The sequence below is a fragment of the Paenibacillus sp. FSL K6-1217 genome (genome assembly GCF_045040735.1).
In the GTDB taxonomy this organism is placed as follows: domain Bacteria; phylum Bacillota; class Bacilli; order Paenibacillales; family Paenibacillaceae; genus Paenibacillus_AQ.
The window spans coordinates 4,015,446-4,040,980 of record NZ_CP150271.1; the positions used below are offsets into that span (position 1 = coordinate 4,015,446).

At 54.9% G+C, this 25,535-nt stretch carries 18 protein-coding genes; all 18 read right to left on the bottom strand.

The genetic code is table 11. The annotated features are described in order from the left end of the window. Positions 1-87: 87 nt before the first annotated feature. Positions 88-1,809 (bottom strand): glycosyl hydrolase family 18 protein, encoded by a 1,722-nt coding sequence (locus MHH28_RS17670; RefSeq protein WP_405104349.1) that lies wholly within the window; start codon positions 1,807-1,809, stop codon positions 88-90. Positions 1,810-2,003: 194 nt separating this feature from the next. Beyond that, entirely contained in the window at positions 2,004-2,435 is a 432-nt protein-coding gene (gene perR, locus MHH28_RS17675) for a peroxide-responsive transcriptional repressor PerR (protein WP_405104350.1), read from the bottom strand. Positions 2,436-2,560: 125 nt separating this feature from the next. Then, positions 2,561-4,489 carry a DUF4097 family beta strand repeat-containing protein gene (locus tag MHH28_RS17680; protein ID WP_405104351.1) on the bottom strand — a complete coding sequence of 643 codons (1,929 nt, stop codon included), beginning with the start codon at positions 4,487-4,489 and terminating at the stop codon, positions 2,561-2,563. A gap of 36 nt (positions 4,490-4,525) precedes the next feature. Further along, positions 4,526-4,999: a GNAT family N-acetyltransferase gene (locus MHH28_RS17685; protein WP_405104352.1), complete on the bottom strand. Its 474-nt coding sequence runs from the start codon at positions 4,997-4,999 to the stop codon at positions 4,526-4,528. Positions 5,000-5,089: 90 nt separating this feature from the next. Further along, on the bottom strand, positions 5,090-6,535 hold the full coding sequence (gene gatB, locus MHH28_RS17690) for an Asp-tRNA(Asn)/Glu-tRNA(Gln) amidotransferase subunit GatB (RefSeq protein ID WP_405104353.1): 1,446 nt from the start codon (positions 6,533-6,535) through the stop codon (positions 5,090-5,092). Positions 6,536-6,569: 34 nt separating this feature from the next. Then, positions 6,570-8,027 (bottom strand): Asp-tRNA(Asn)/Glu-tRNA(Gln) amidotransferase subunit GatA, encoded by a 1,458-nt coding sequence (gatA, locus tag MHH28_RS17695; RefSeq protein ID WP_405104354.1) that lies wholly within the window; start codon positions 8,025-8,027, stop codon positions 6,570-6,572. A gap of 24 nt (positions 8,028-8,051) precedes the next feature. Beyond that, positions 8,052-8,339 carry an Asp-tRNA(Asn)/Glu-tRNA(Gln) amidotransferase subunit GatC gene (gene gatC, locus MHH28_RS17700; protein WP_405104355.1) on the bottom strand — a complete coding sequence of 96 codons (288 nt, stop codon included), beginning with the start codon at positions 8,337-8,339 and terminating at the stop codon, positions 8,052-8,054. A 175-nt stretch (positions 8,340-8,514) separates the two neighbouring features. Further along, positions 8,515-10,008 carry an L-arabinose isomerase gene (gene araA / locus MHH28_RS17705; protein WP_405104356.1) on the bottom strand — a complete coding sequence of 498 codons (1,494 nt, stop codon included), beginning with the start codon at positions 10,006-10,008 and terminating at the stop codon, positions 8,515-8,517. A gap of 20 nt (positions 10,009-10,028) precedes the next feature. Further along, entirely contained in the window at positions 10,029-11,078 is a 1,050-nt protein-coding gene (locus tag MHH28_RS17710; RefSeq protein ID WP_405104357.1) for a DUF4432 family protein, read from the bottom strand. 30 nt (positions 11,079-11,108) lie between these two features. Beyond that, on the bottom strand, positions 11,109-11,987 hold the full coding sequence (locus MHH28_RS17715; RefSeq protein ID WP_405104358.1) for a ketose-bisphosphate aldolase: 879 nt from the start codon (positions 11,985-11,987) through the stop codon (positions 11,109-11,111). A gap of 13 nt (positions 11,988-12,000) precedes the next feature. Next, positions 12,001-13,512 (bottom strand): L-fuculokinase, encoded by a 1,512-nt coding sequence (locus tag MHH28_RS17720; protein ID WP_405104359.1) that lies wholly within the window; start codon positions 13,510-13,512, stop codon positions 12,001-12,003. A 39-nt stretch (positions 13,513-13,551) separates the two neighbouring features. Further along, positions 13,552-15,621, bottom strand: a complete 2,070-nt coding sequence (locus tag MHH28_RS17725; RefSeq protein ID WP_405104360.1) for a TIM-barrel domain-containing protein — start codon at positions 15,619-15,621, stop codon at positions 13,552-13,554. A gap of 34 nt (positions 15,622-15,655) precedes the next feature. After that, on the bottom strand, positions 15,656-16,537 hold the full coding sequence (locus MHH28_RS17730; RefSeq protein WP_405104361.1) for a carbohydrate ABC transporter permease: 882 nt from the start codon (positions 16,535-16,537) through the stop codon (positions 15,656-15,658). A gap of 13 nt (positions 16,538-16,550) precedes the next feature. Continuing rightward, a complete protein-coding gene (locus MHH28_RS17735; protein WP_405104362.1) occupies positions 16,551-17,459 on the bottom strand; it encodes an ABC transporter permease in 909 nt (302 codons plus the stop codon). 18 nt (positions 17,460-17,477) lie between these two features. Next, entirely contained in the window at positions 17,478-19,100 is a 1,623-nt protein-coding gene (locus tag MHH28_RS17740) for an extracellular solute-binding protein (protein WP_405104363.1), read from the bottom strand. A 41-nt stretch (positions 19,101-19,141) separates the two neighbouring features. Further along, the gene (locus MHH28_RS17745) at positions 19,142-22,387 is read right to left on the bottom strand and encodes a DUF6259 domain-containing protein (RefSeq protein ID WP_405104364.1); all 3,246 of its coding nucleotides are present in this window, start codon (positions 22,385-22,387) and stop codon (positions 19,142-19,144) included. Between the two features lie 3 nt (positions 22,388-22,390). Then, entirely contained in the window at positions 22,391-23,875 is a 1,485-nt protein-coding gene (locus tag MHH28_RS17750; RefSeq protein ID WP_405104365.1) for a family 43 glycosylhydrolase, read from the bottom strand. Next, on the bottom strand, positions 23,862-25,496 hold the full coding sequence (locus MHH28_RS17755; RefSeq protein WP_405104366.1) for an extracellular solute-binding protein: 1,635 nt from the start codon (positions 25,494-25,496) through the stop codon (positions 23,862-23,864). Before MHH28_RS17755 ends, MHH28_RS17750 begins: the two co-directional genes overlap by 14 nt. Positions 25,497-25,535 lie beyond the last annotated feature (39 nt).

The window sequence follows — 25,535 nt, forward strand, 5'->3', positions numbered from 1 at the left end:
AAGAGACAAGGTAATGTAAGAATAGGATGGTCTGCCAAAAAAGGTGTTGTCCACTGTAGGACAACACCTTTTTTTAATGAAATCATCTTATTGAATAATTCCCTTCAATGCTTCCCAGGCCTCTGGACTGGCGAAGCTCCGGTTCCACGCTGCCACACCGCCCAGTTTCAAGGATTGGGCCAGTTCTACCCGTGCTGTGAGCGAGGTGGCGTCCTCGATCCAGATTTTGCGCAGAACATCCTCTTCCTTATACTCTACGTAGTTCTGTCCGGTTTCCTTATCAAATACCGGCTTCAGCTTCTTCTCGGCAATAATCTCCTTGACCGCATTCATGCTGACGGCCTTGGAGCTTACTTTGGTCTTCCCCTTCTCGGTGGCTTCCGTCCAGATCCGCGTATAGAGCGGCACTCCCAGAATCAGCTTCTCAGCCGGCACCTCGTCCTCCTCTATAATCCGGTTCACAGAGGTCTTAACCCAGGGTAGAGAGGCTACTGATCCTGCAACCGGACTGGCTGCCCAGTGCTCATCGTAGGCCATTACAACCAGGAAGTCGGATACGGCGGCAAGCGCCCGGCGGTCGAGGAACAGGGACCACATCTCGCTCTTGGACTTCGGCGTCACATCAATAGAAACAATCAGATTCCGGCTCTGGGCCATCGGCTTCAGTTCCCGCATGAACTGCGTTACATTCGGTCCATCCTTGGTATAGACATTCTCAAAGTCGATATTAATCCCGTCCAAATTATACAGGTCGGCATACTTGAGCATCTGCACAATGGCATTCATCCGATTGTCATACGTCGATAGGGCTTCAGTAGTCAAATCAGGTTCAAAGCTGTTGCTCAGCAGCCCCCATACCTCCATCCCCTGATTATGCGCCCAATCCACATATGCGCGGTCCGCCTGGCTGCGCACATTCCCCTTCACATCAATGATGCTGAACCAGGTGGGGCTAACCACATTTACTCCAGGCAAGGCTGCAAATTTGGCCGGATTCGGCTTGCGTTCATACACGGCCTCCCAGAACATGTTAACCGGCTTGCCCTTCCAGCTGCGCTGCGCGCGTGTAGGGACAGCAGGCTTGTTCTCAACAGTTCTGGTGCCGTCTCCGGTAATGTCCTCTGCCCGGGCGTAGCCCGAATAACCGTTATCAAGCTGAGCGAATACCCAGCCCTTGGTGTCCGTATTCCAGATTCTTACGACATCCCCCGGATTCATATCGGCAAGTATGGGTGCATGCACCGTGGGCTCACTGCGCAGGGCTTTGGTTTTCCCGCCCTCTTTGCCCTTCACCTTGCCGAGCGGCACCGATTCTCCAGCAGTCATCAGCAGGACCGCACCGGTGGCAGTATCCTCTTCGATCTCGAAGCCGTACAGATTCTCCAGCGTGTCTGTCGGAAGATAGGTCACTTTATCTTTAACCTCGGGAGCAAGACGAAGCTGCAGAGGTTCATTGTTTAGAGCTGCGGCGGTTGATTCTTCCTGCATATATAGCAGACTGCTGTCCGTTGAGAGAATGACGGATTTGCTCTCTTTTTCATAACGGATAGAAGGATCTACATATTCCTGTAAAAAAGGCAGCGGTAAAAGCAGGCTGTCCCCCGTACCTGATGCTGAATAGCCTGTCAGCTGTCCTTTAACAAAAATCGGCTTGTCCAGCCCCTTCCAGTCCGGGTCCAGATGCTGGCGGTTCGGCAGTACATAATACACAACCCAAAAGGCTGCGGCGGCTATGATGACAAGTCCCAATAAGCGGCGAGTAAGACTTCCACGCTTCGTGACGCGTCTTTGTCTCTGTCTTCTGTCCAAAATAGGTCCTCCAAACCATTCATTGAATTTTAAAATCAGGCAACACTTCTGTTAAGTATACGCCATGCAGCTCTTGTTGGTTGCGCGAATCTCTTGGAAGGTTTGTCTTTTTGTAGCAGATACACCTCCCCGGCTTACAAAAAAGCGTGCAGAATCCGCATTGGGACTCTACACGCTTATAGGTAATATTCCATTCAGTGCTGCTTCTCGCCACAGCATTTACACACACCATACAGCTCCATACGCAATCCATGAATCTTGAAGCCTGTGGCCCGTTCGGCCTGCTGCTCTACCTCGTGAAGGGTGGAATAGCTGAAATCCTCAATCTTGCCGCATTCCTGGCAGATAACATGATAATGATCAGACACATTGGCGTCGAAACGGCTGGAGTTATCACCGTAGGTCAGCTCACGGACCATACCCGCTTCCATGAACATTTTAAGATTGTTATATACAGTCGCCACACTCATACTCGGAAACTGAGGCTCAAGCGCCCGGTAGATATCGTCTGCCGTAGGATGATTCATCGCTTCGATCAGATACGTTAGAATCGCATGACGCTGAGGCGTAATACGGACACCGGTTGTCTTGAGTTGCTCCAATGCATGCTGTACGCCACTACCCATCCATGCCACCGCCTTTGATTATACAACTTAATAATAATTCTAATGTAATTGTAAGACTGTGCTTTCGGCGTTGTCAATGAAGTCATTACATTATATTTATTATTATATAATAAAAATTCCTTAATTCAATATTTGCTCACATTTAAATTGCTGTTTCCGTCAACGCGCAGCTTGTATTCGCCGGTTCCGATCTGGCCGGACAGAAGTTTTTTGTCAATCACAAGCCCTGGCAGGTCCGTTACAATATCGCCGTAGCCGCTGGAGCCCTCTACCGTATAATTACCCGTAAGCGGCAAGAACAGCTCAATATCCCCCACCGCACTGTAAATATCCCAGTCGCCCCCGAAATCCCCGGAACGGATATTGATCCGACCATTCAGAGATTCGGCGTGCAGCTTGGATCTGGCTCCGGATACCTCCACATTGCCGTTCTTGGTCGACAGGTCCAGCGTATCCCCGCTGTCATATGCCGTAATGTTGCCGACTGCCGTGGACAGCTTCAGAGCGCCTCTAACCTCCCAGGCCCCCATATCGCCTCCGCTTGTCCCCAGCTCCACGTTGCCCAGGACATCTCTGGCGCGCACTGCGCCGTTTAAGGTTTTACCTTTTACATTGCCGTAAATGCGGTGCAGGATGAGCTCCCCATTCCCGGTCTCCAGCGAAATGTCCGCAATAGCTTCGACATTCTGCAGCGTAATTCCGCCATTCATCGTACGGATGTTCAGGTCGAACCGCCGGTCCTCGGGCAGGGAGATATCGAGGTTGATCCGCGGCTGGCGTTTGCCGGATTCTCCGTACGCCTTGGTCTGGGGTGTGATCTTGATCGTTGTTCCCTCCGTCACCTCGACAAAAGACTGATCGGCTATGGATTCGGCCAGTACCCCGTCCAGCTGATCCACCCATACGGTTGCCTTAATCTCGATATCCTCCACAGCAGCCCGGTGAATAAGAATATCGCCATTAATGGCATCAATATTGACCTTGGAGGTATTCAGTTCGACCGGAACGATCAGCGGCGCCTTCTCGTAAGAGCTTCCTTCCGCCTCCCCGTAATCGACTGCAGCCACGCTCAGGTTCAGACTGACCTTATTCCACAGATGTAAATAATGCTCCTGCTCGGTTACGATAAACACACATGCAGCCAGTATTACCGCAGAGAACAATCCCCGCAGATCCATTCTTGCTCTTCCGGCTGTACTGCCGTTCTGCTTCAAACGGCGGAAGAGCATGTAGATCAGCAGATACTCTACTCCCCATAATACCGGGATGAGGGGCCACCATTGGAGCAGCAGCATCATATTATCGGTTCCATCGCGCCAGTCCACAAGAAGCAGGATGCCTACCGCAGCCAGCGTTATCGAGGCAGTATATCTGCCGATCCGCCGTTTCTTCCGCTCCTTGCCCTGACGTGCCAGGGCGTCCCTGGACATCTCTCTAATTCCCATAAGCAGACTGACGCCTATCAGCACCACTGCCACAGCAGCTCCGGCGGAGGTCTCAATGAATACCCGAAGCCAGGGCGGCTTTTGCTGGAAAAGAAACAGCAGCGCCCCGCCGATGAGCAGCATGAGGCCGAAGGAAATCCCCGGCTCGCTGATCCTTACCCGGCGTCTTGCCGTTGTACCGGCATTCATGGTCTCCAGCTCTTCAGGATCATGCTCTTCAGGATAGCGCAGAATCCGGTCTGCGGTCTGTAGCGCGTCAAACACATTATAGAAATATAATACCGGGATCAGCAGACCCAGCAAAATCAGCAGCGGTACGTTAATCTGCATTCCGATAGAGGAGAAATACAGCAGTGCCACAATATCCAGCACAATAAGGAAAATGACAGAAATCCCTTTGCGGAGCAGCCCGAGATAGAGATGTCCCGTGCCGGGAAGAACGGCTGCAAGCAGACCGGCTATAAATTTACGTTTGCGCGGACGGCGCTTCGGACGGGGCGGGATATAGGGTGGCTTCAATTCTTCATCCGCTTCAGACTGCGGCAAGCCTGCCTCACTCTCTTCCTCCAGCACGGGAAGCTCCTCATAATTCTGATGACCGGAATTCATTCTCGGTACTCCTCCTTTCTACATAGGGTGTATTTGTCATTTCAGCCTGCCTGTCCGGTGGAGTTCCAGCAGTTCTACTCCCGGAACCACCTCTTCGGACCCCACAGGAATGAATCCGTGCTTGGTATAGAGCGTCACTGCCGGAAGGTTCAGCTTCCCCGTAGACACGATGAACTGCTCCATCTCCGCGTAACGGGCAAAGATAAATTCCAGCAGTCTTCCGGCCACGCCTTGGCGGAAATGGTCCGGGCTGACCATCATCCGGGTAACTGTGAGCTTGCCGGGAGATTCTTCGATGACTGCAACAGCGCCCAGCAGCTCCTCCGTCTCATCGATGCAACCATAGAATTCCTCTGTAACCCGGCTGAGCATGTCTCTGGTCTCAAGCAGCGGCGGAATGTCATGAAACCCGATGATCTCCGCCTCCAGGCGGTACGCTTTATGCTGAAGACTCCACAGCTCATCCAGTGTGAACTCATCCTGCAGATTCAGCTTCACGATTGTATCCATCCGTACATTCCCCTTATATACTGCACAGGGGCCTGCCGTTGCCGACAAGCCCTGTGCCCAAGATTCTATGATCTATTACCCAAAAGCAGTCTAGCTGTTCAGCACTTCTGCGAGCAGTGTGTTCGCAAGACCCGGGTTAGCCTTCCCTTTGCTTGCCTTCATGACCTGTCCTACAAGGAAGCCGATGGCCTTCTGCTTGCCTGCCTTGTAGTCTTCGACCGATTGCGGGTTGGCCGCGACCACTTCCTCCACAATTCGCTTGATCGCCCCTTCATCGCTGATCTGAACAAGGCCTTGCTCTTCTACAATTACTGCCGGCAGCTTCCCGCTCTCCAGCATTTCTTTGAATACCGTCTTGGCGATCTTGCTGCTGATGGTTCCGCCCGCGATCAGGCCGATCATCTCGCCCAGTCCCTGCGGCGTAATCTTCACCTGGGATAGTTCCAGATTATTGCTGTTCAAATATCCGAGCAGATCGCCCATCATCCAGTTGGCGACAGCTTTGGCATCCTCCGTGTAGGCAAGGCTGCCCTCGAAGAAGTCAGCAAGCGGCTTGGATGAGGTAAGCACTCCGGCATCATAGGCAGTCAGGCCAAATTCTTCACTGTAACGGGCCTGCCGGGCATCCGGAAGCTCCGGAATGGTGGCACGGATCTCTTCCTTCCAGTCCTCGCTGATATGCAGCACGATCAGATCCGGGTCCGGGAAATAGCGGTAGTCATGCGCTTCTTCCTTGCCGCGCATAGACAAGGTCTTGCCTCCGGCTTCATCCCAGCGGCGGGTCTCCTGTACAACAACCCCTCCATCATCCAGAATCTCTCCCTGGCGGAATTGTTCGTACTCCAGTCCCCGCAGCACGCCGCGGAAAGAGTTCATATTCTTCAGCTCCGCACGGATACCGAATTCCTCCTGCCCTTCCGGCCGCAGGCTGATATTGGCGTCACAACGCATCGAACCTTCTTCCATCTTCACATCGGATACATCGCAGTACTGCATGATGGCGCGGATCTTCTCCAGGTAGGCACGCGCCTCCTCCGGTGAACGGAGATCAGGCTCTGAGACAATCTCAATAAGCGGGGTGCCTACGCGGTTGAAGTCAACGAGCGAAGCGAATCCTCCGTCCACATGAGTCAGCTTTCCGGCGTCCTCCTCCAGGTGAAGACGGGTGATCCCGATCCGTTTGGTCTCGCCGTTCACTTCAATATCAATCCAGCCGTTCAATCCGATAGGCTGATCATATTGCGAAATCTGATAGGCCTTTGGTGAATCGGGGTAGAAATAGTTTTTGCGGTCGAATTTGCTGACATCGCCGATGGTGCAGTTCAGAGCCATTGCCGCTTTCATCGCGTACTCTACAGCCTGGCGGTTCAGCACCGGCAAGACGCCGGGGTGGCCGAGACAGACCGGACAGGTATGGGTATTAGGCGGAGCGCCGAATTCCGTGGAGCAGCCGCAGAAGATTTTGGACTTGGTATGAAGCTCCACATGAACTTCCAGCCCGATGACCGTTTCATATTTAGACATAGATAATCTCATCCCTTAAAAGTTTTGTGGTCAACTTATATAGCAGCTACAATTGCGGGCTTGCCTTATGATGCTCTGTATGTTGTTCGAAGGCGTGCGCAACGCGCAGCACCGTAGTCTCATCAAACTCCTTGCCGATAATCTGCAGGCCGACAGGCAGGCCTTCCGCGAAGCCGCAAGGAATGCTGATGGCAGGAATACCGGCCAGACTGACAGGAATGGTCAGGATATCATTCAGATACATGGTGAGCGGGTCTTCGGTCTGCGAGCCCAGCTTAAAGGCTGTGGTTGGCGCAGTCGGGCCGATAACCACATCATATTTCTGGAACACTTCATCAAAATCCTGCTTAATCAGGGTGCGGACCTTCTGCGCCTTCAAATAATAGGCATCATAATATCCGGAGCTGAGCGCGTAGGTGCCGAGCATGATACGGCGCTTGACTTCAGAGCCGAAGCCCTGGCTGCGGGAATTATGGTACAGGTCCAGCAGTCCGCCCCCGTTATCCGCACGCACCCCGTAACGGACGCCGTCAAAACGGGCCAGGTTGGAAGAGGCCTCCGAGGAGGACAGCAGATAATAAGCGGCTACAGCATATTCGGTATGCGGAAGCGATACCTCTTCCCACACGGCGCCAAGGCCTTCCAGCACCTTCAGCGCTGACAGCACCGACTCGCGGACCGCAGCATCGACGCCTTCGCCGATGTATTCCTTCGGCACGGCAATACGCAGGCCGGAAATATCACCGGTGAGTGAGCTCAGGTAATCCGGGATGCTGACCTTGGCCGAAGTAGAGTCCTGGGCGTCATAACCGGCAATCGCCTGCAGGACATATGCGGAATCCTCAACGGTGCGGGTGATCGGGCCAATCTGATCCAATGAGGATGCAAAGGCTACCAGACCGTAGCGGGAAACGAGGCCGTAAGTCGGCTTAAGGCCAACAACTCCGCAATAAGAAGCGGGCTGGCGGATTGAGCCGCCGGTGTCGGAGCCGAGCGTAAAGAATACTTCTCCGGCAGCAACCGCTGCTGCCGAGCCGCCGCTCGAACCGCCGGGAACACGTTCCAAATCCCATGGATTGCGCACAGCGCCGAAGCTGGAATTCTCATTGGAACCGCCCATGGCGAACTCGTCCATGTTCAGCTTGCCGATCGTTACCGCATCGGCCTGACGCAGCTTGGAAACAACGGTCGCGTCATAGATCGGCTGGAAATCCGCCAGGAACTGGCTGGCACAGGTGGTGCGCAGACCTTTGGTAACAATATTATCCTTGATGCCGGCGGGTAATCCGAACAATAGCCCTCTTGCGGCGCCGGATGCCAGCTTGTCATCAAGCGCGCGCGCAGCAGCACGGGCTCCCTCTTCATTCAGGGTCAGGAAAGCATGGACCTTGCTGTCATGCTCCGCGATGGCAGACAGCGAGGCTTCCGTCAGCTCACTGACCGAGACCTCTTTGCTGTGCAGCATGTTATGTACTTCAGGTAGTCGATATTGAAACAGGCTCAACTTGCTTCCTCCTCTCGGGTATGGTTATTCCAGAACAGCGGGAACCTTGAAGTGTCCTTCTTCATGTTCCGGTGCGTTAAGCAGCGCTTCCTCTTGGGTCAGGCTCTCCTTCACCACATCGTCACGCATCACATTGCTGACCTGCAGCACATGGGTGGTCGGCGGAACGTTCTCGGTATCCAGCTCATTCAATTTCTCGGCATATTGTAAAATAGCATTCATTTGTTCGGTAAAAGTAGCCTCTTCTTCCGGGCTTAACTGCAGGCGGGCCAGCTTGGCCACATGCTGCACATCTTTGACGGTGATGCTCATATTAAATATCCCTCCTGTTTAAAGGGCTAAAGCGCCCGGATAACGTTTTTAATTATAGGGTAGACGGCCTTACAATTCAATGCGCTTGTCGATTGAGGGAGATATATGCAGCAAAAGACCCGCACCTGCTGATTGTCGCAGGAAGCGGGGCTTTGAGGGAATTGGCTCTATCCGGCTAATGATTCAACCGGTAATACAGGTCATTCCAGCGCAGCTCATTTTCGAGAGAGGTGAAGGTGCTGGAGGCATCGATGACGAGACACTCGATTCCTGCCATGCGCGCCCAATCCCGGAGCTGTTCACTGGTCGTGTGGAAGGAAAAGGCGAAGTGATGTGCACCGCCGGCCAGAATCCAGGCTTCCGATGCGCCGGTCAACGACGGCTGCGGCTGCCAGAGCAGGCGCGCTACCGGCAGATGAGGCATGCTGTGCTCATTCCGCACGGCATTCACTTCATTGACGATCAGGCGGAACCGGTCGCCCATATCCACCAGTGTGGCATTGATGCCTGGGCCGCCTGCTCCGTTAAAAATCAGCCGCGCCGGAGCTTCCTTACCGCCGACAAACAAGGGATGGACTTCAATTCTCGGCCTGTCCGCAGCCAAGGACGGGCAGATCTCCAGCATATGTGAACCCAGCACCATCTCATTGCCCTGTTGCAGATGATACGTATAATCCTCCATGAATGAGGTGCCTTGATTACCGGCCATAACCTTCATCATCCGTACCATCGCAGCCGTCTTCCAGTCCCCTTCGCCGCCGAAGCCGTACCCTGCCGCCATCAGCCGCTGAGCGGCCAGCCCCGGCAATTGCTTCAGTCCATGCAGGTCCTGGAAGCTGGTCACGAACGCTGTATATCCGCCCTCCTCCAGAAATTCACGCAGCGCAATCTCCATCCGCGCCTGTTCACGAATTGCTTCCCTTTCAGCGCCTTCCAGGCGTCCCTGATCCGTAAAGTCGTATACTTCGGCGTATTCATCCATCAGCGTGCGCAGCTTCGCTTCGCCCACACTGCGGACCCGTTCAGCCAAATCACCGGCCGGATAGCCGTTGACCGTCCACCCCAGCTTGATCTGCGCCTCCACCTTGTCGCCTTCCGTCACCGCGACATCACGCATATTGTCACCGAATCTGGCGATTCTCATCGTCTGGCTCTCGGTATAGCCTGCCGCCGTCTTCATCCATTCTCCGATTCGTGCCCGCACCCTCTCATCCTTCCAGTGGCCCGCAATAATCTTCCTGGCCAGCCGCAGGCGGGCACCGATGAACCCGAACTCGCGGTCGCCGTGCGCCGCCTGATTGAGGTTCATAAATTCCATATCAATACTGTCCCAGGGAATCAGGTCATTGTATTGGGTATGAAGGTGCAGCAGCGGCTTGCTCAGCCGGGTCAGCCCTGAAATCCACATTTTGGCCGGAGAGAAGGTGTGCATCCAGGTGATCACCCCCGCGCAGGTCCCGCTGGCATTGGCCTCAAGGCACACACGCAGAATCGCCTCCGGAGAAGTAACCGTATCCCGGAACTCAATCGGATACGGAAGTCCTCCTTCGCGGTTCAACTCTTCCACTATTCTCCTGGAGTTGTCCTCCACTTGCAGCAATACATCCTCTCCGTACAAACCCTGGCTTCCTGTTATGAACCAGAATACATAAGGCTTAGCCTGCAGCATATCCATATTCCTCCGTTTATTCAGTTCGTTGTGAATTTCAATTCAATCTCGTAATGCACGGCTTCTCCAGGCTCCAGCAGTTGCAGCGAATGCGCTTCGCGTTCCCCCGCTCTTCCCCGGGTCCAGCAGTTGGACGGCTCAAGTCCCAGCACATGTTCGCCTGCTCCGGGCATTCTCCACTGCACCAGTCGGGGCAGCGTCCGCTGATCCCACTTCAGCTCTACCGTAAGTCCTCCCGTAGAAGAAGATAAGCCGGGTACAGGGAAAGAAGGGCTGCTGATCTGTGCACAGAGGTACGCTTGCCGCTCCAAAGGCTCATAGTAGTACACTTGTTCCGAAAATAGGTGATCCGGCGCCTGCCATTCATGTATCCCCGTAATCTCCATATTGCCGTCTCGCGGAACACAGTTACTCTCCGGCAAGATGATCTTGGTATCCTCCGCAAGCAAAGGAAAACCAAAGTTAAAATGATACAGCATCAGATGCGGGGCAGGTGTGAAGCCTGCATTCTCCACCATATCGCTAAGCTGCAGGCTGTTCTCTCCAAGTCTGCTGGTAATCGTGCGGGTCAACCGCAGCTTCTGGCCAAAAATAGATGTCTCCTCTACGACTCCCCGCAGGCGCAGCTCATATTCATTGCCTTGCCACTCCGCCTGGTACGAAGCCTGCCGCGCCGGCGTATGATGAATTTGCCCATGCAATCCATAGGCTCCGTACTCGTCTTGACCGGCTGCCCCCGCTTGCGATAATCCGCAAGTCATCAGCAGACCGCCGGAAGCTGTATGCAGCCAGCAGTTCCCTTCATCCCTGAAATAAGCGGCATGAGGATCGCCGTTGCCGGAAGACCAGCTTACCGGAATGCCGCCAAATTCAGCCAGTGAGATATCCATTCCTTTTCCGGGATGCACCCAATAGGAGAGGCCTGAGCCGGTCCGCACACGGAACACTTCCTGGCCGGCCTCCGGCCCCTCTCTCATGACAAAGGGCTGCACTCCCCCAAGCTGCTCTATCCGGCCTACTCTGGCCTCCAGCTCGCGCCGGGTCCACTCTTTACCATAAAGTCTTGCCATACCCATTCCTCCTGCACCGGGAAGGACGCCTCAGGCTTGTCCGGCACTCCCGAAGATTCTCATCGTGCGCACAATATCCTGCTGAATCGCCTCCATCGCCCATCTGGAAATGTCATGATAATAGCTTTTGTGCTGCTGCCTGCTGTTGGCCGTCAATTTCGCCTGGAGGGTATTCGCCACTTCATGCGCCATATTGGAATAATAGTTGAGCTTGCGGATGCCGCACTGTATGGAGGTGACATAGGCCGCTTCATCCAGACCGGACCCGCCATGCATCACCAGCGGCAGGCCGGTAATCTCTTTGATAAGCTGCAAACGTTCAAAATCCAGAACCGGTTCGGTTAGATATACACCGTGTGCTGTCCCATAAGCGACGGCGAGGGCATCGACCTCAGTATGTTCAATAAAGGCCTGCGCCTCTGCAGGATTAGTGTACACATCGTCCGGATCATACTCTTCGATCTCTTCCTCGTCTCCGCCGCCCTCCGGGCGTAGAATCCGGCCAAGCTCGGCCTCTACGGAAACACCGAGGGCCTTGGCGACTTTGCTGATCTCATTGGTCTGCCGGATATTCTCGGCCAGCGGCAGATGCGCGCCGTCGAACATCACCGACGAGAAGCCGAGCTGCATCGCCCGGATCAGAATTTCGTGATCTTGGCCATGGTCCAGGTGCACCGCAACCGGAACCTGCGCTTGCCTCGCGGCCGCCAGTATTACCGGGGCAATCACCTCAAGCGGAACAAGCGGAATATGAACTTCTGCAAAGGAAAGAATGACCGGCGAACGCGCCTCCTCGGCCCCGGCTATAACGCCCCGGATCATCTCCAGATTAATCACATTGTACGCGCCGACGGCATAACGCCTCGCTTCGGCATCCTTCATCAGCTCTTTCAGGGTCACTAATGGCATTCTTCAGCATCTCCTAAGGGTTAGACATGGCGTTGTTCACCGCTTGATACAACCGTTTATAGGTGGCGTAATTCTCATCATAGCGCCTGCGGTTCTCCGGGCGGGGATAGAAGATGGTGCCCACCTTCACCAGACGGCGCGCGGCTTCCCCATAGGAAGGGAACACGCCCAGAGCTACCCCGGCCAGAATAACCGCCCCCAGGATACCCGCCTCTTCGATATCGAGGGCAATGACGGTCTTATTCATAATGTCCGCCTTGATTTGCAGCCACAGTCCGGACTTAGCCCCGCCGCCGCAGGCTTTTATTTCCCTGATACTCATCCCCGCCTGCTCCAGGCAATCCAGATTGAGCCTCATCTCATAGGTGACGCCTTCCATCAAGGCTCTGTACAGTTCACCCTTCGTGGTATTAAAATTCAAACCCGCGATTACCCCAACCGCAGCCGGATTCATGTAGGGTGTGCCTGAACCCGCAAAATGCGGCAGTACCAAAAGGTCTGTGGGACCTTCTCCGGCATTCTCGCCCATAATCTCATAGACACTCCGGCCGGATTGCTCCGCTGCGCATTTCTCTTCATAGCCGAACTGGTCCCTGTACCACTTGAGCAGCGAACCGCCGGTGAAATTAAAGGCATAGGTGGTATAACTCCCCTGGATAAAAGGGACCAGCGCCAGCTTGCTGGCAGCAAGCGCCTTGTCATTGACCCGCATTTTATGGAAGACCGGCGTGATGCACTCTACGGTACCGATGCCGTCCACCGCCGAGCCTTCTTCCGTAATTCCCGCACCTATGGCGGCACATACCTGGTCATGTCCGCCGAGCACCAGCTGGAGGTTCGCAGGCAATCCCAGCGCCTTGGCCGCTGCCGTTGAAATCCGGCCGACCCGTGATCCAAGCTCCAGCGCCCGGGGAAATATTCCCGTCCGTAACCGTGCCGCCCGGATAATCTCTTCATCCCACTCCAGCCGGTGGACATCAAAGGCCATTGTTCTGGACGCCAGTGAATAATCAATCACCGGTCCCGCCCCCAGCTTGAACAGAATATACGATCCAAACGGCAAAAACGTATGCAGCCTCTCGTAAATGTCCGGCTGCTCTTCCCGGTACCACATCAATTTGGAGAGGGTGTACATCGGATGGGGGTGAAGTCCCGTCTTGCTAATGATGTTCTCCTCCCCGATGTGCTCCGTCAAAACCTCCAATTGGCGGCTTCCCCGCTTGTCAATATACAGCAGGCTGTTGCCAAGCGCGCGTCCTTCGCTGTCGAGCAGGACGGCAGCCTCCCCAAAGGAAGACACAGACAGGCCGGCAAGCATGGCAGGCGGCCTGTCATACTCTTTCATTGCGGATGTTATCACAGCTGTCACCGCTTCCCACACCCGCTGCGGATTCAGCTCATAACAGCCGTTTTCCGGCGATTCCATGGGATATTCCCTGTATGCCTGGGCCAGCACCTCACCCGACGGAGCCATGATGAGGCATTTCGTACCTGTTGACCCGATATCTAGGCCTATGAGATCCATGGCAGCCCTCCTTTCTCTACGGCTCTATTGCCGGGAAATTCAGCCCTTCTCCCCATCCGGGACGTATTTCACACCGGCTATATGATAGCGCTCAGAGACTTTTTCTTGTTCATCTATTCTCAGACCGCCTGCCTGGGTCACCTTTATCCGGGCAAAGGGCAGGCTCTCAGCAATCCCTGTATAGCTGACTGCATCATCACATAATAGCGAGCATTCCCCTGCTTCCGCACCGTAAAGAACAGGCTCTACATTAAAAGCGGTGTCATCCCGGACACACAGAACGGGCTCTGCCCAAGGAATCAGCGCACCCTGTTTGATATACAAAGGAACTTCATCCTCAGCAACCTGGCACGAAACCCATTGTCCGCCGTTCAGCCACTCCCCGGTCAGCCATTCGTACCAGCGTCCTTGGGGCAAGTAAATTGGGCGGGTGCTGCCGTTGCCGTAGACCACAGGAGCAGCCATCAGATCGTCTCCAACCATGAACTGGTCGAAGCAATCCAGCACCTCAGAGTCACCCGGATAATCCATCACTAAGGGACGTATAGGCGGCAGCCCCTGCTGGCGGTATCTGCCAAATGCGGCGTACAGGTAAGGAATGAGACTCATCCTGATCTGCATAAGCTTTCTGCATTGCTGCGCCAGCTGCGGCCAATCCTCAAGCCACTCGCCGGCATGGTTCTTGTCATGATCGAATTGTTTCCACGGCGGTGAAGGAATCATATAACAGTTAAGGACGGCCATAGGCGAGAAAATCACAGCGCCAATCCGGCGCAACAGCTCCTCCCTCGTAGCTGTCTGGCGAACCTCCGGCGACCAGAGGAGACCTGAGAAAGATGCTGTGGCCAGCCCCCGTACGAAGTCTTCATGGTCGTACAGATCGCTGTACAGTACATAGGGATAGGGCGCCGCGAGCGCGTGGGAAGCGCGCACCTGTCCATAGGTCCGGCGGTCCGCTGCCTTGAACGGCGCGAGCATCGTCTGCTGATAGAGCTGGCCGAATAAGCTGTGCATCTGCTCACCGTCAGCCCCGCCCGGGAAACGGGCAAAATCGGGAAATCCCCAATTGCCGATATAATCGCCGTTGTCGCATTCATCCAGCTTGAAGCCTGACAGCCCCGCCTCGATGAACGGCTGATGGATACCCGTGAAGGCTTCCCGGGCCTTGCCTAACGTGAAATCCGGCACCAGGCCGTCCCACACATAGCTGTCTGCCGAATAGGGCTTCAGCTCCGGGAAGACAGGACTGTCAGGATGCACATACGCATGTTCCCACAGATTGAGCCGGTACCCCATGTCATTCAGGTCCTGAATCAGCCTGTTCTCATCCGGGAATCTGCTGCTATCCCATACATAGGTGCAGGAGTAGGCGTTCGTCTGCCAGCCTGGCTCCAGACCAAACATGTCGCAGGGCATTTCATCTTCCCGGATTTGCCGGGCCAGCTTGAGGACATCCTCCTGATCCGCATGCCAGTCGGCACGGTACATAATGCCGAGGCCCCACATCGGCGGCAACGCCCCCCCGCCGCTGAACAGATTATAGCGGCAGACCGCGTCCTTCATATCCCCGCCGCAGAACACATAGATATCTGCTCCTTCCGCCGCTGGAATGTCCACCAGCATATTGCCGCTTCCTTTTTTCACTTCCCAGTGGCCCTTAGGGGTGCCTGCCGATTGGAAGCCTTCCAGATCCTGACTGCTGCCCACCCGCTTGCACCCTCCGCTGAAGAAGGTGGCGTACCGGGCCGTATCCACCAGAATGGCATAACCGGCGGTGCTTACATAAAAGGGAACCGGTGCATGGGAGTCGCCCAGATCCGCCGACGGATCGGAGTTCGTGCGCAGCTTCTTCTTGCTGCCGCTCTGCCTGAACGATTTTAGCTGTAACCCCAAACCGTATACTTCCTCTTCAGGCTTCAGGGGAATGTCCAGCAATACGGAGCCCTGACGGGGCTGAAACTGAATGTCCTCCCTTGCAAAAGGAAGCGGATGATCTTCAAGCGCATTCAGCGCATCCAGGCATGTGACGGGCTTAAGCACCGATACCGGTGTAATGTCTTCAGGTGTTCCAAAGGTCAGCTTATAGATCCCGCTGGCGATTTTCTGCATAATCCTTTTCTCCCACTATAAATATATTTTTGAGCTATCCCTTCACGCTTCCCAGAACCAGACCCGAGACGAAATAACGCTGTAAAAAGGGATACACGCACAAGATGGGCAACGTGGCCAGAATGATTTGCGCGCTTTTGGTCGTGCGGGGCGAGATACTGGCCAAGAGTGCGGCGTCCTCAGACCTAACATTGGTAAAATCAAAGCTGACAATAATGGAGCGCAAATAGGTGGCTAAAGGATAGTTCTCGGTCTGGTTCATGAAGATCATCCCGTCAAACCAGCTATTCCAGTGACCCACCATAGCCAGCAGCAGGATGGTCGCAAAAGCAGGCAATGACAGAGGGAAATACAAGCGCCAGAGGATGGTCCAGTGTCCGGCTCCATCTATGCGGAAGGACTCATCCAGTTCCCGGGGCAATCCTCTGAAGAAATTGATCATCAGAACGATGTTGAAGACCGCCAAGGCGGTCGGCAGGACCAGGACCAGCATGGTATCCAGCATGTGGAGGGATTTCACCTGCATGTACAGGGGAACAATGCCTCCGCTGAACAGGATGGTGAACATGAAAAACCATACATAAAACGTCCGCATGCTGAAATCCCTGTTTTCCCTTGAAAGGGGATAAGCCGAAATAAAGGTAACCAGCATCTGCAGGGCGCTGCCTACAAGCACCCGGATCACAGCCACGCCCAGGGATCTTAAGAATTCCGGACGGGTAGCGATAAATTTATAAGCGTCCAGTGAAAAATCTGACGGAAAGAACCGTACCTTCCCCATCGCCACCGCCGAGGCGGAGCTGAAGGAAATGGCTAACGTATTGACAATCGGCGCAATGCAGAGGATTCCCAAGAGAATGAGAAACACTTTGTTGAATATTGCAAACACGGCGCTGCCGTCCAAACGGTATTTCATCTTGCTCCCCCTTTCAAAAAATGCGGTAATCGGCAAACTTATAAGCCATATAATAGGAAACGGAAATCAGCACTCCGGACACCAGTGATTTAAACAGTCCCACAGCTGTCGCTACGCTGTACTGTGCCTGATTGAACGCCAGACGGTAGACCAGAGTGTCCAGAATATCGCCCGAATCGACGACCAGCGGATTCAGCAGCATGAATACCTGCTCAAACCCGGCGTTCAGCACATTGCCCAGACTGAGGGTAGCCAGCAGTATGATCGTGGGACGGATGCCAGGCAGGGTAACATGCCAGATCTGGCGCCAGCGGCTGGCTCCGTCAATCATGGCCGCTTCATATAAGTCCGGATTGATGGAGGTTAGCGCAGCCATATAAATAATCGTATTGAATCCAAAGTTCTTCCACACTTCCGTAGTGACCAGTACGCCGGGAAACAGCCGGTTGCTGGAAAGAAAGCCCACCGGCTCTCCGCCAAAGGCCTGGATGAGGCTGTTAATGACACCTTCCAGACTAAGGACATCCAGAATAATGCCGCCCAGAACCACCCAGGACAGGAAATACGGCAGGTACATGGCTGTTTGCAGCACCCGTTTCAACCTGTGGCCGCGCATTTCATTCAGCAGCAGGGCAACCACGATAGGCACGAGCAGTGAAAATACAATTTTTAAAATCGAGATATAGATCGTGTTATACATGACTTGGCCGAAACGGGGCATGGAAATGATATATTTGAAATTGTCCATTCCTACCCACGGACCGGCTAACCAGCCCTTGAATACGCTGAAATTCTGGAAGGCCATAACAATTCCCATCATCGGGATATAGCAGAATAGAACAGCCAGTATAATGCCCGGAATCAGGAACAGATGGTACGGCAATTCATGTCTGAAGCGGCTCTTTAGATGGGAAGCTCTCACAGGTTGATCCCCCTTTCATCACAGGCTGGCGTTGATCTCATCCAGAATCTGCTGTCCGCCCAGCTTGTGCCACTCGGATACAAAAGTATCGAAGGCATCTACTGGCTCCGCACCCATAATGATTTTCGTGAAAATTTCACGTTCATAATCGCCCAGGATGCCCATTTTGTTCAGCATCGTTTCCGTGGTGCCTCCATACGCCTGGGGAATCAGACGATCTGTGCCATAGCCCTCCACAATCGTTTTGAAGGCTTTTACCTGATGGTACTCCATATACCCGGTCCCCTTGCCGTCCAGATAAGCGACACTCGGTTCGTATTTCCCTGTCTCGGTCAGAGCCTGATCCAGCTTGCTGGGGTCGCGCTTCTCAATGGCTTCAATCAGGACCTTCAGAGATTTCACGGTAGCATCATCGGTCGTCAGGGTCCGGGCCAGAGATAAATGCCCCTGCTCCACAATGGTCTGCCCTTTCTCAAAAGCAAAGAATTTTTTGACCTCAGGATCATTCCGGTTGGGACCGTAAGCCATCTCATTGTAATCATTCAGCAATTGGACCAGGATCTCCGGATGCTTGTAATCTTTGTTCACGGCATAGTAGCTCACCACGGTTGTGCCTACATTGGCGAACACATCCTGACCATCGGCGCTCGGGGCCGCCACTGGAGTCCAGATCATATCCGGCTGGCCCTCCAGGCCTGTGCCGTACATGTATACATTCCAGCAGCGTCCATAGCTGATGCCATATTTGCCGCCGCTGACCTCCTCTGTTACCTTGGTTGTATCCTTCATGCCGAACTCCGGATCAATCAGGCCGGCCTGATACATGTCTCTGAGCTTAGCCAAGGCATTCTTCATTTCAGGCTGCACGCTGCCGTAGGTGATTTTGCCGTCTTCTCCTTTCAGCCAGCTCTGCGGATAGGCATGGAAGCCGTTGAAGAATCCGGTTGTGGAGGTAATCCCGTCGAACAGCCAGTTGCTGAACGCCAATCCGCCGGTATCGTCGATGCCGTTGCCGTCCGGGTCCTGCTCCTTGAAGGCCTTGGCCACCGCAATCACATCGTCGATCGTCTTCGGCACAGGCAGGTTCAGCTTATCCAGCCAATCCTGCCGCACCCACAGCAGACTGGGTTCATAGATGACCGAGGTCGTGTAAGGCAAGGCCATGAGCTTGCCATCGAAGGTGGCCGAATCCATCGCGATCCCGCCGTCACCGGTGAGAATCTCCTTCGTCAAATCGGAAGCATATTCCTCAAAAACGCCGGTCAGATCCGCTGTCATGCCGGCTTTTACCATGGTCTCCAGCTGGTTGGTGGAGGCTTCGATGACGATATCCGGAATCGACCCCGAGGCAATGACGATATTCAGCTTCTCATTGTATTCATTTTGCAGAGCGGTCCATTCGTGTATGACATTCAGATTGAATTTGTCTGCATAATGCCGGTACCAGATGTTGTTCGCAAAATCATCCCCTTCGGGATATCCCCACGTGGGCAGGGAATAACGGCCTACCCGCAGATCAATGGTCTGCTTAGGATCGGTACTGGCACTGGTATTGGCAGTGTCTTTGGTTTCAGGCGGCGAGCTGCAGGCTGTTACGGCCAAAAGAACGGTGCTCATGGATAGAGCGGCTATTTTTCTCATGATTTCGCTTCCCCCTCATATTCGGCTTCTCCGTGATCTTGTTACTCTGCAATCAGAGCCGGCTGGCCCCAGAAGGCCCTGTCATACCCGTAATCGCCCAATGAATCAGTGATGAGGGTGATGATGACGGATGTTCCGGCATACTCGGCCAGCGGGATACTGAACGGCGTCCAGGCCCCGCCGGGCATCATATCCTGGGACCACTTTACCTCCCCGTTCACCGCTATGCGAAAGCCGACGCCCTGGGATTGTTCCGATCCGTCCTTGATGCCGGCGAATCCTTGCAGTACAGCCGGAGTGCCTGCCGGTAGACTCAAGGCATATTCAATATGCGTCTGCCCGTGCTGCGGCGGGTGGGCATCCAGCCCCTGCTTCTCAACACCGAGCACAGAGCCGCTTCCTGGGAATCCGCCGAACGGAGACTGAGACGGCCCCTCGCTTCCGTTCTCGAACACCAGGCTCGAGTGAAACGGAGCCCCGCTTAACGACAACGGCAGCTGCACGGGAGCAGATACATTGTTAATCAGATATACCGTTCCCGAGGCAGGTGCCGTGATTTCGTAGCGGTTGTTGCCCAGACTTACGGACGAAGCCGCTCCGTAGGTGGAATGCACAACACTGAAGGGCTGCGGGCTGTTCACCTTGAAGCTTACGCTGCGGTTGCCGCCGTAAGTTGCGACGGTAACCGTCGGCGCGACCCATACGGCAGAGTCATTGTCCACCGTCACACCGGGATGTGTCTCCAGCCTGAGGGTCACTTCTTTGCCCGCCAATTCCGACAGGTCCAGCTCCACGGCGGTCGGCGTGGCACTTCTGCTGAACTGCTCTTCACTCAGCACCGTGCGGTTCTCAGGCGTTGCCGCCTTATCCCAGGCGGATACCTTGAAGGTTACACCGTCGCTGCTCGCAACATTCTGCTCGGAGCCCAGCTGCACACCGGCCTGGAAGCTCGCTGCCGCTGCCGCCGGCAGGCTGATGTCAAATTCCAGCCAGGTATGCCCGCCCTGCCACTCTCCTGCGTAAGGCGGATGGGACAATATCCGGTCGCCCCAATGCTGCACGGTTCCTCCTCCTGGGAAGGAGTAGGAGAAGCCGCCTGTGGTAGAGAACGGGGCAGCGGTTGTATGGACGGTGCCGTCTCCCAGAACCTCTCCTGCTCGGACCGTTCCGTCGTAATTCAGCAGATCCCTATCACCGGACTGAAGCTTATCTTCCATCACAATGGCGGTGTGGGTGGATCTGCCGGATAGCCGCTTGAGTGCCACATCCTCCGGCCACTCATATACATGGAAGGCTTCGGAATCGCGGGCCTGGCTCAAATACAGATACGTTTTGTCCGGGTCCAGTCCGAAAAGCCTGTTCTGGTCATACAGCAGCCATCCGGGTATGCTTCCCGGCAACGGATAGCTCTCTGCCCCGTACAAATAACGCATGATATCGGTGCCCCCGCCGGAAGGGTTACCGTCGTAGGCGGTCAGCTTCTCGCCATAGGAATCGCGTACATATTCGGCACTGCCGCCGTCTGCTGTCTTGAAAGCAAACAGAGTGGAATCTGGCCTATCGCTGAAGTCGGCTACAGGCTGTTCATTCTGGTACCAGACCGCTTCATCCAGCAATTGCTTCATCAGCGGGGTGGCATTGGCGATCTGGCCAAGATTGGGTCTTGTGAGCATCGGGATGGCCCCGAGCCGATTCTGAACGACCTTATGCCAGGCTAGGAAATAGTCCTCCGTAATCGGGTTCGCGTGATCGGGATGACCGTAAATGGTCGTATACGGGGCAAAGATCGCTGAGCTGGCCGGAACCACCTGATTGATTTTGCTGTCATCCCACGTTCCGCTTGCGGCGAAGATGCCATAAGCATGACGCTGTGCAAAGGACTCATACCGTGTCGTAATTTCATTCAGGCTTTCCCCGCCCAAGGCGATATTGCCGGGCAGTGCTTCTCTCAGCTCCCGGTGCAGCGCGATATTGCCCTGCATCATATTGCTGCCGTCAATCAGGCCGTTGGCATCGTTATACATAAGCAGAGACTGGTCCAGATGCAGCGCGTCCGGTCCGACCTCATCCACCAGGGCAGTCATCTTATCAACGAAGAGCTCCCGCCACGCCTCCGCTGCCGGATTGATAACGGCAAAGGAAATCTGTTCAGAGCCTGCGGTATACTCCCAGCGCTTCCGCTCCAGCGTGAACGGATCTTTCACCTGGTAAGGCTGCATCTGTGTATAATTCTCGTTGTTAAATGATGTTCCGAATATGTTAACATACAGCATCACCCGGAATCCCAGGGCCTGGGCGGCGTCGATCTTGGCGGCGATATCCGGCTTAGGCTCATAATTGGGAAAATTCACATCATAGGGGTCGGATCTCCAGCCTGGCACGACCAGCAGCGTCCGCTCCGCATCTACCCGCTGTGCAAGCTCCTCAAGCATCGGCTGGTCTTCCAGATCGGTCAGCACCGTGAAGCCGATATTCTTGGCCCAATCCGGCTCCTTCGCTGAGGATTCAGACAACCCGAAGGCGCCATCGGCCCACTCCCGGTACATCGTTGATCCGTTTACCCAGTCCCCGGCGTAGGCTTTCAGCCGCCAATCGGTGGATACCGCCTTGACCGTCTGCTGAAAGGGAGCCGGTGCCTGCGTTTCTACCCCTACATAGAAGCTGCCGTTCTCATGCTTCACATGCAATGTTTTGAAGAAACCGGCATTATCGTCCGCATGAACCAGCAGCCCGCCATTCGCCCCCTGCACAAGAAACATCTGTGCCTCCCAGACATCGGGATAGGTGAACTGGGAGAAGCCATAAGCGGCGTCCGGTGAATCGGCGGTGAGCCGAATCCCCCCCAGCGCGGGAATAATCAGATCATACGTATCCGGGACAATCAGTCCCCACTGCACACCCGATATGCCGGGCTGCCCTGTCTCCGCATGCTGGCTGACAGTCAATGTACCGTCATATTTACGGGCAACCGTCGTCTCCAGTTCAGCCAGCGAAGAGCCTGAGCCCCAGGTGTGTTCATAAGTGACATGCCCCTTCTTCGCGGAAACGGCGGAAGATGCTGCATCATTCCACAGATTGGCCTGCGACAGATGGCGGATGCCCGTCAGCTTACCGTTATTGCCGCGGGCGAGAGTTACTGTACCGTAGGTGAAGTTGATCGCGGCCGTGCCGGAATCAATCGTCACCGCCGCACTTGTTGTATCTGCAGAACTTAAGCCCGGCAGAATACTGTAAAAAAGGATACACGCCACACATGCCGCCACTGCTCTTCGGACAACATTGATCATTGCTTATCCCCTCTCTTCATCCGGTTTGGAATGAATCCGCATTTCAGCCTGCCTGAATCTGAATTCCGCACTCCCCTCGCTGACGAACAGTCCCTTCCCCCCTTTCTTAAAATCATACAGCCGTGTGCTTAACGCAAGCTCCTCGTTCACATAGACTACGCAGACCTCATCTTCCAGATATACGGTTAACGAGTATGCCGTGCCGGGCAGCAATGGCAGCGGCCGCTCCATGCCGACGGCATAAGGGACATCGCCTTTGCGCGGCCACTGGTCCACGACAATCCGGTCACGCCCCGGCTCCAGCCGGATCATATACCCCTGTTCGAGGTCCTGATCTGTCCGCAGCAGAATGCCGCAGCCCCGGGTGCCCGGAGCGAATGTTACCGTTGCCTCCAGCCTGCAGGCGCACTCCGGCAGCAGCCCCGCATAGGCACCGGCGAAGGAATCGGGTGCCGCAACCGTGGCCGTGCTCCCATCGAACTTCCAGCGCCCGAGCACTTCCTCAAAGGATAAAGCGCTTTCTTGATTGATCACAGTATTCAGCGTATCCGGCGCTTTGACAAGCAGCGCACCGTCCGCACCTTGAACTATCTCATGCACAACCAGATGTCCGCCCCATTGCCAGGTGCCGCCGTCATGCTCCCCTTCCCGCGTCGGGTTCCATCCGAAGGCATAACGCCGTTCGCCGTCAGTCCAGGTCTTGGCGGCATAGAAGGCCCGGGTGTCAAGTGCATCGTTCTCGGGCGCCAGCCAGGGTCCCTGCAGGGAGCGGCTCATCCGATAATGAGTGACTGTCCGGTCGGAGAAGGTCGAGTACAGCAGGTACCACCATTCCCCCATCCGGAACAGATCCGGGCATTCGTGAGTCGTATACAAGTAGGGGGCCCAGAACGGATCGCGTACCTCCCAGCCGGTCAAGTCCTTGGAGGCACATAGGGCAACACAGCCGCGGCGGCCCGCAGGCCCTTCCTTCAACCGGGCGGCAAGCAGCATCCAGTATTCCCCCGCTTCCTCGTTCCAGAACACAAACGGATCGCGCCAGTCATGCTCCTCGTAGATGTCTGCCGGCGCGTAGAAGGCATCCTCCGGCCTTTTCTCCCAATGTACAAAATCACTGCTGACCGCATGCATCACAGCCTGCTGCGCTTTACCCTGCGCCGGATAATGAAAATTGTTGCCGGTATAGAAAATATGGTAAAGTCCGTCTTGCTTGAGCACGCATCCCGTATAGATATACAAGTCCTGCTCGGACTCGCCGCCTCTGGGCAGAACCTCTCCGTATTCCTTGTAATGGATAAAATCCTGTGTCCCCAGCAGAAACCAGGGCGTGCCTTCACCGTGTCCTTCCCTGTCGCGCCAATCTTTCAAATACAGCAGCTTGAACTCGCCGTCTTCATAGAACGGTATAACGTCGGCCAGCCACCCGTCTTCAGGCTTGTAGAATAATTTGCTCATGCTGTTGGTTTCACTCTCCTCAATACGGTTCATTAATTTCTTCCAGAATCGCCTTGCCGCCTAGCCTGTTCCAATCCGATACAAAAATATCGAATTCATCGACGGAAACCGCCCCCATGATAATTTTGGTGAAGGTTTCTTTTTCGAGTCTGTCCAGCATGGCCCACTTCTCTGTCATCGTAGGTGTCTGCCCGCCAAATGCGGTCATCAGCAGCCGGTCGCCGCTGTAGTTGTCCATGGTCGTCTCAAACCCGAAATATTGATGGGCAACGGCCCAATTGTCCATATTCCCGGTCTCCAGGTAATCCACGGTCGGCCCGTATTTGTCGGTCTCGGTGGGCGCATCCTTCAACAGGCTCTCATCTCTGGTCTTGATGGCCCCGCGCAGTAACGACAAGGACTCAGCCACATCTTTGTTCGATACGCCGGACTGGACGATGGACAGCCTGGAGGTGTTGATGCGTCCGCCGTCTTCTTCCACGGTAATGAATTCGCCTTCGCCGCGTCTTGCGCCGTGAACGACCTCTTCATGCAGGTTCAGCATTTTCACTACAGCCTCCGGGTGTTGATAGCCTTTGCGTACTACGACATATCCGCTGGCCGAGAAGCCTACGCTGGCCTTGGCCGGCACGCCATCCACCGAAGGCACCGCGTACGGCTTCCACTCCATTCCGGGATTTCGCCGTACAGCATCCAGGAACACATAGGGATTCCAGTTGGCGCCGAACGTCATGCCCAGCCTGTTCGCCGCGATATCTTCTACCACCTGATCGCTGTCCTTGACACCGAATTCCCGGTCCAGCTGCCCGTTCTTATACATCTCTTGAAGCTTGCCCAGCGCACGCTTCATCTCCGGCTGTATCGAACCGTAAATCACTTGACCCTTCCCGTCCTTGATCCAGGTCTGCGGATAGGCATGATATGCATTGAAGAATCCGGTAAGCGAGGTAATGCCGCCGTACAGGTAATTATTGACGGCCAGGCCAAAGGTATCGTCCTGGTTGTTGCCGTCGGGATCTTCCCTGGTGAATGCATCGGCAATCGCAAACACCTCCTCCAGCGTCTTGGGCTCAGGCAGACCCAATTTGTCCAGCCAGTCCGTACGCACCCACAGCAGATTGGCTTCATAGATCGGAGCATTGACGATGGGGATGGCAAGCAGTTTGCCGTCGAACGTCGCGGAAGCCAAAGCCGCGCCGCCGTCCCCCATCTGCAGTTTTTTGGTGCGGCCGGAAGCATAGCGCTCGTAGACTGCCGTCAAATCTTCCAATTGATCCGTATCCGCCAGCTGTCTGAGCTGGCCTGCCGAGACGGAGAACATCTCCGGCAGACTGCCCAATGCAATCAGGACATTCAGCTTGCGGCTGTACTCGCCCGGCAAGGCGGTCCAATCGTGTGTGACTTCGATTCCCAGCAGATTCCGGTACTCCCGGTACCAGATATTATCTTCAATGCTGTCACCGCCAGGATACGTCCAGGTCTGATCTACCGGACGCGCGATGTGAAGCTGAATCGGCGGATCGTATTGTCCAAACGGGTAGGCTTCATGTTGCGCAGAGTTCAGGCTTCTGTTCGTTCCGGGACTGCTCGCGCTCAGCAGAAGCGACAGAACGATTCCGTAAGACGTCAAGATTGCCAATCTCTTTCCCTTCACTTCTTATCCCCCCTAAATCTTTGGTGGGTCTTCGTGAAA

What these genes read in the sequence shown, in the direction of transcription:
- MHH28_RS17750 (WP_405104365.1), bottom strand. Translation starts at nt 23,875, where the DNA reads ATGAACCGTATTGAGGAGAGTGAAACCAACAGCATGAGCAAATTATTC.
- MHH28_RS17740 (WP_405104363.1), bottom strand. Translation starts at nt 19,100, where the DNA reads ATGAGAAAAATAGCCGCTCTATCCATGAGCACCGTTCTTTTGGCCGTA.
- MHH28_RS17720 (WP_405104359.1), bottom strand. Translation starts at nt 13,512, where the DNA reads ATGGATCTCATAGGCCTAGATATCGGGTCAACAGGTACGAAATGCCTC.
- MHH28_RS17745 (WP_405104364.1), bottom strand. Translation starts at nt 22,387, where the DNA reads ATGATCAATGTTGTCCGAAGAGCAGTGGCGGCATGTGTGGCGTGTATC.
- MHH28_RS17710 (WP_405104357.1), bottom strand. Translation starts at nt 11,078, where the DNA reads ATGGCAAGACTTTATGGTAAAGAGTGGACCCGGCGCGAGCTGGAGGCC.
- perR (WP_405104350.1), bottom strand. Translation starts at nt 2,435, where the DNA reads ATGGGTAGTGGCGTACAGCATGCATTGGAGCAACTCAAGACAACCGGT.
- araA (WP_405104356.1), bottom strand. Translation starts at nt 10,008, where the DNA reads ATGCTGCAGGCTAAGCCTTATGTATTCTGGTTCATAACAGGAAGCCAG.
- MHH28_RS17680 (WP_405104351.1), bottom strand. Translation starts at nt 4,489, where the DNA reads ATGAATTCCGGTCATCAGAATTATGAGGAGCTTCCCGTGCTGGAGGAA.
- MHH28_RS17730 (WP_405104361.1), bottom strand. Translation starts at nt 16,537, where the DNA reads ATGAAATACCGTTTGGACGGCAGCGCCGTGTTTGCAATATTCAACAAA.
- MHH28_RS17685 (WP_405104352.1), bottom strand. Translation starts at nt 4,999, where the DNA reads ATGGATACAATCGTGAAGCTGAATCTGCAGGATGAGTTCACACTGGAT.
- MHH28_RS17725 (WP_405104360.1), bottom strand. Translation starts at nt 15,621, where the DNA reads ATGCAGAAAATCGCCAGCGGGATCTATAAGCTGACCTTTGGAACACCT.
- gatB (WP_405104353.1), bottom strand. Translation starts at nt 6,535, where the DNA reads ATGAGATTATCTATGTCTAAATATGAAACGGTCATCGGGCTGGAAGTT.
- MHH28_RS17715 (WP_405104358.1), bottom strand. Translation starts at nt 11,987, where the DNA reads ATGCCATTAGTGACCCTGAAAGAGCTGATGAAGGATGCCGAAGCGAGG.
- gatC (WP_405104355.1), bottom strand. Translation starts at nt 8,339, where the DNA reads ATGAGCATCACCGTCAAAGATGTGCAGCATGTGGCCAAGCTGGCCCGC.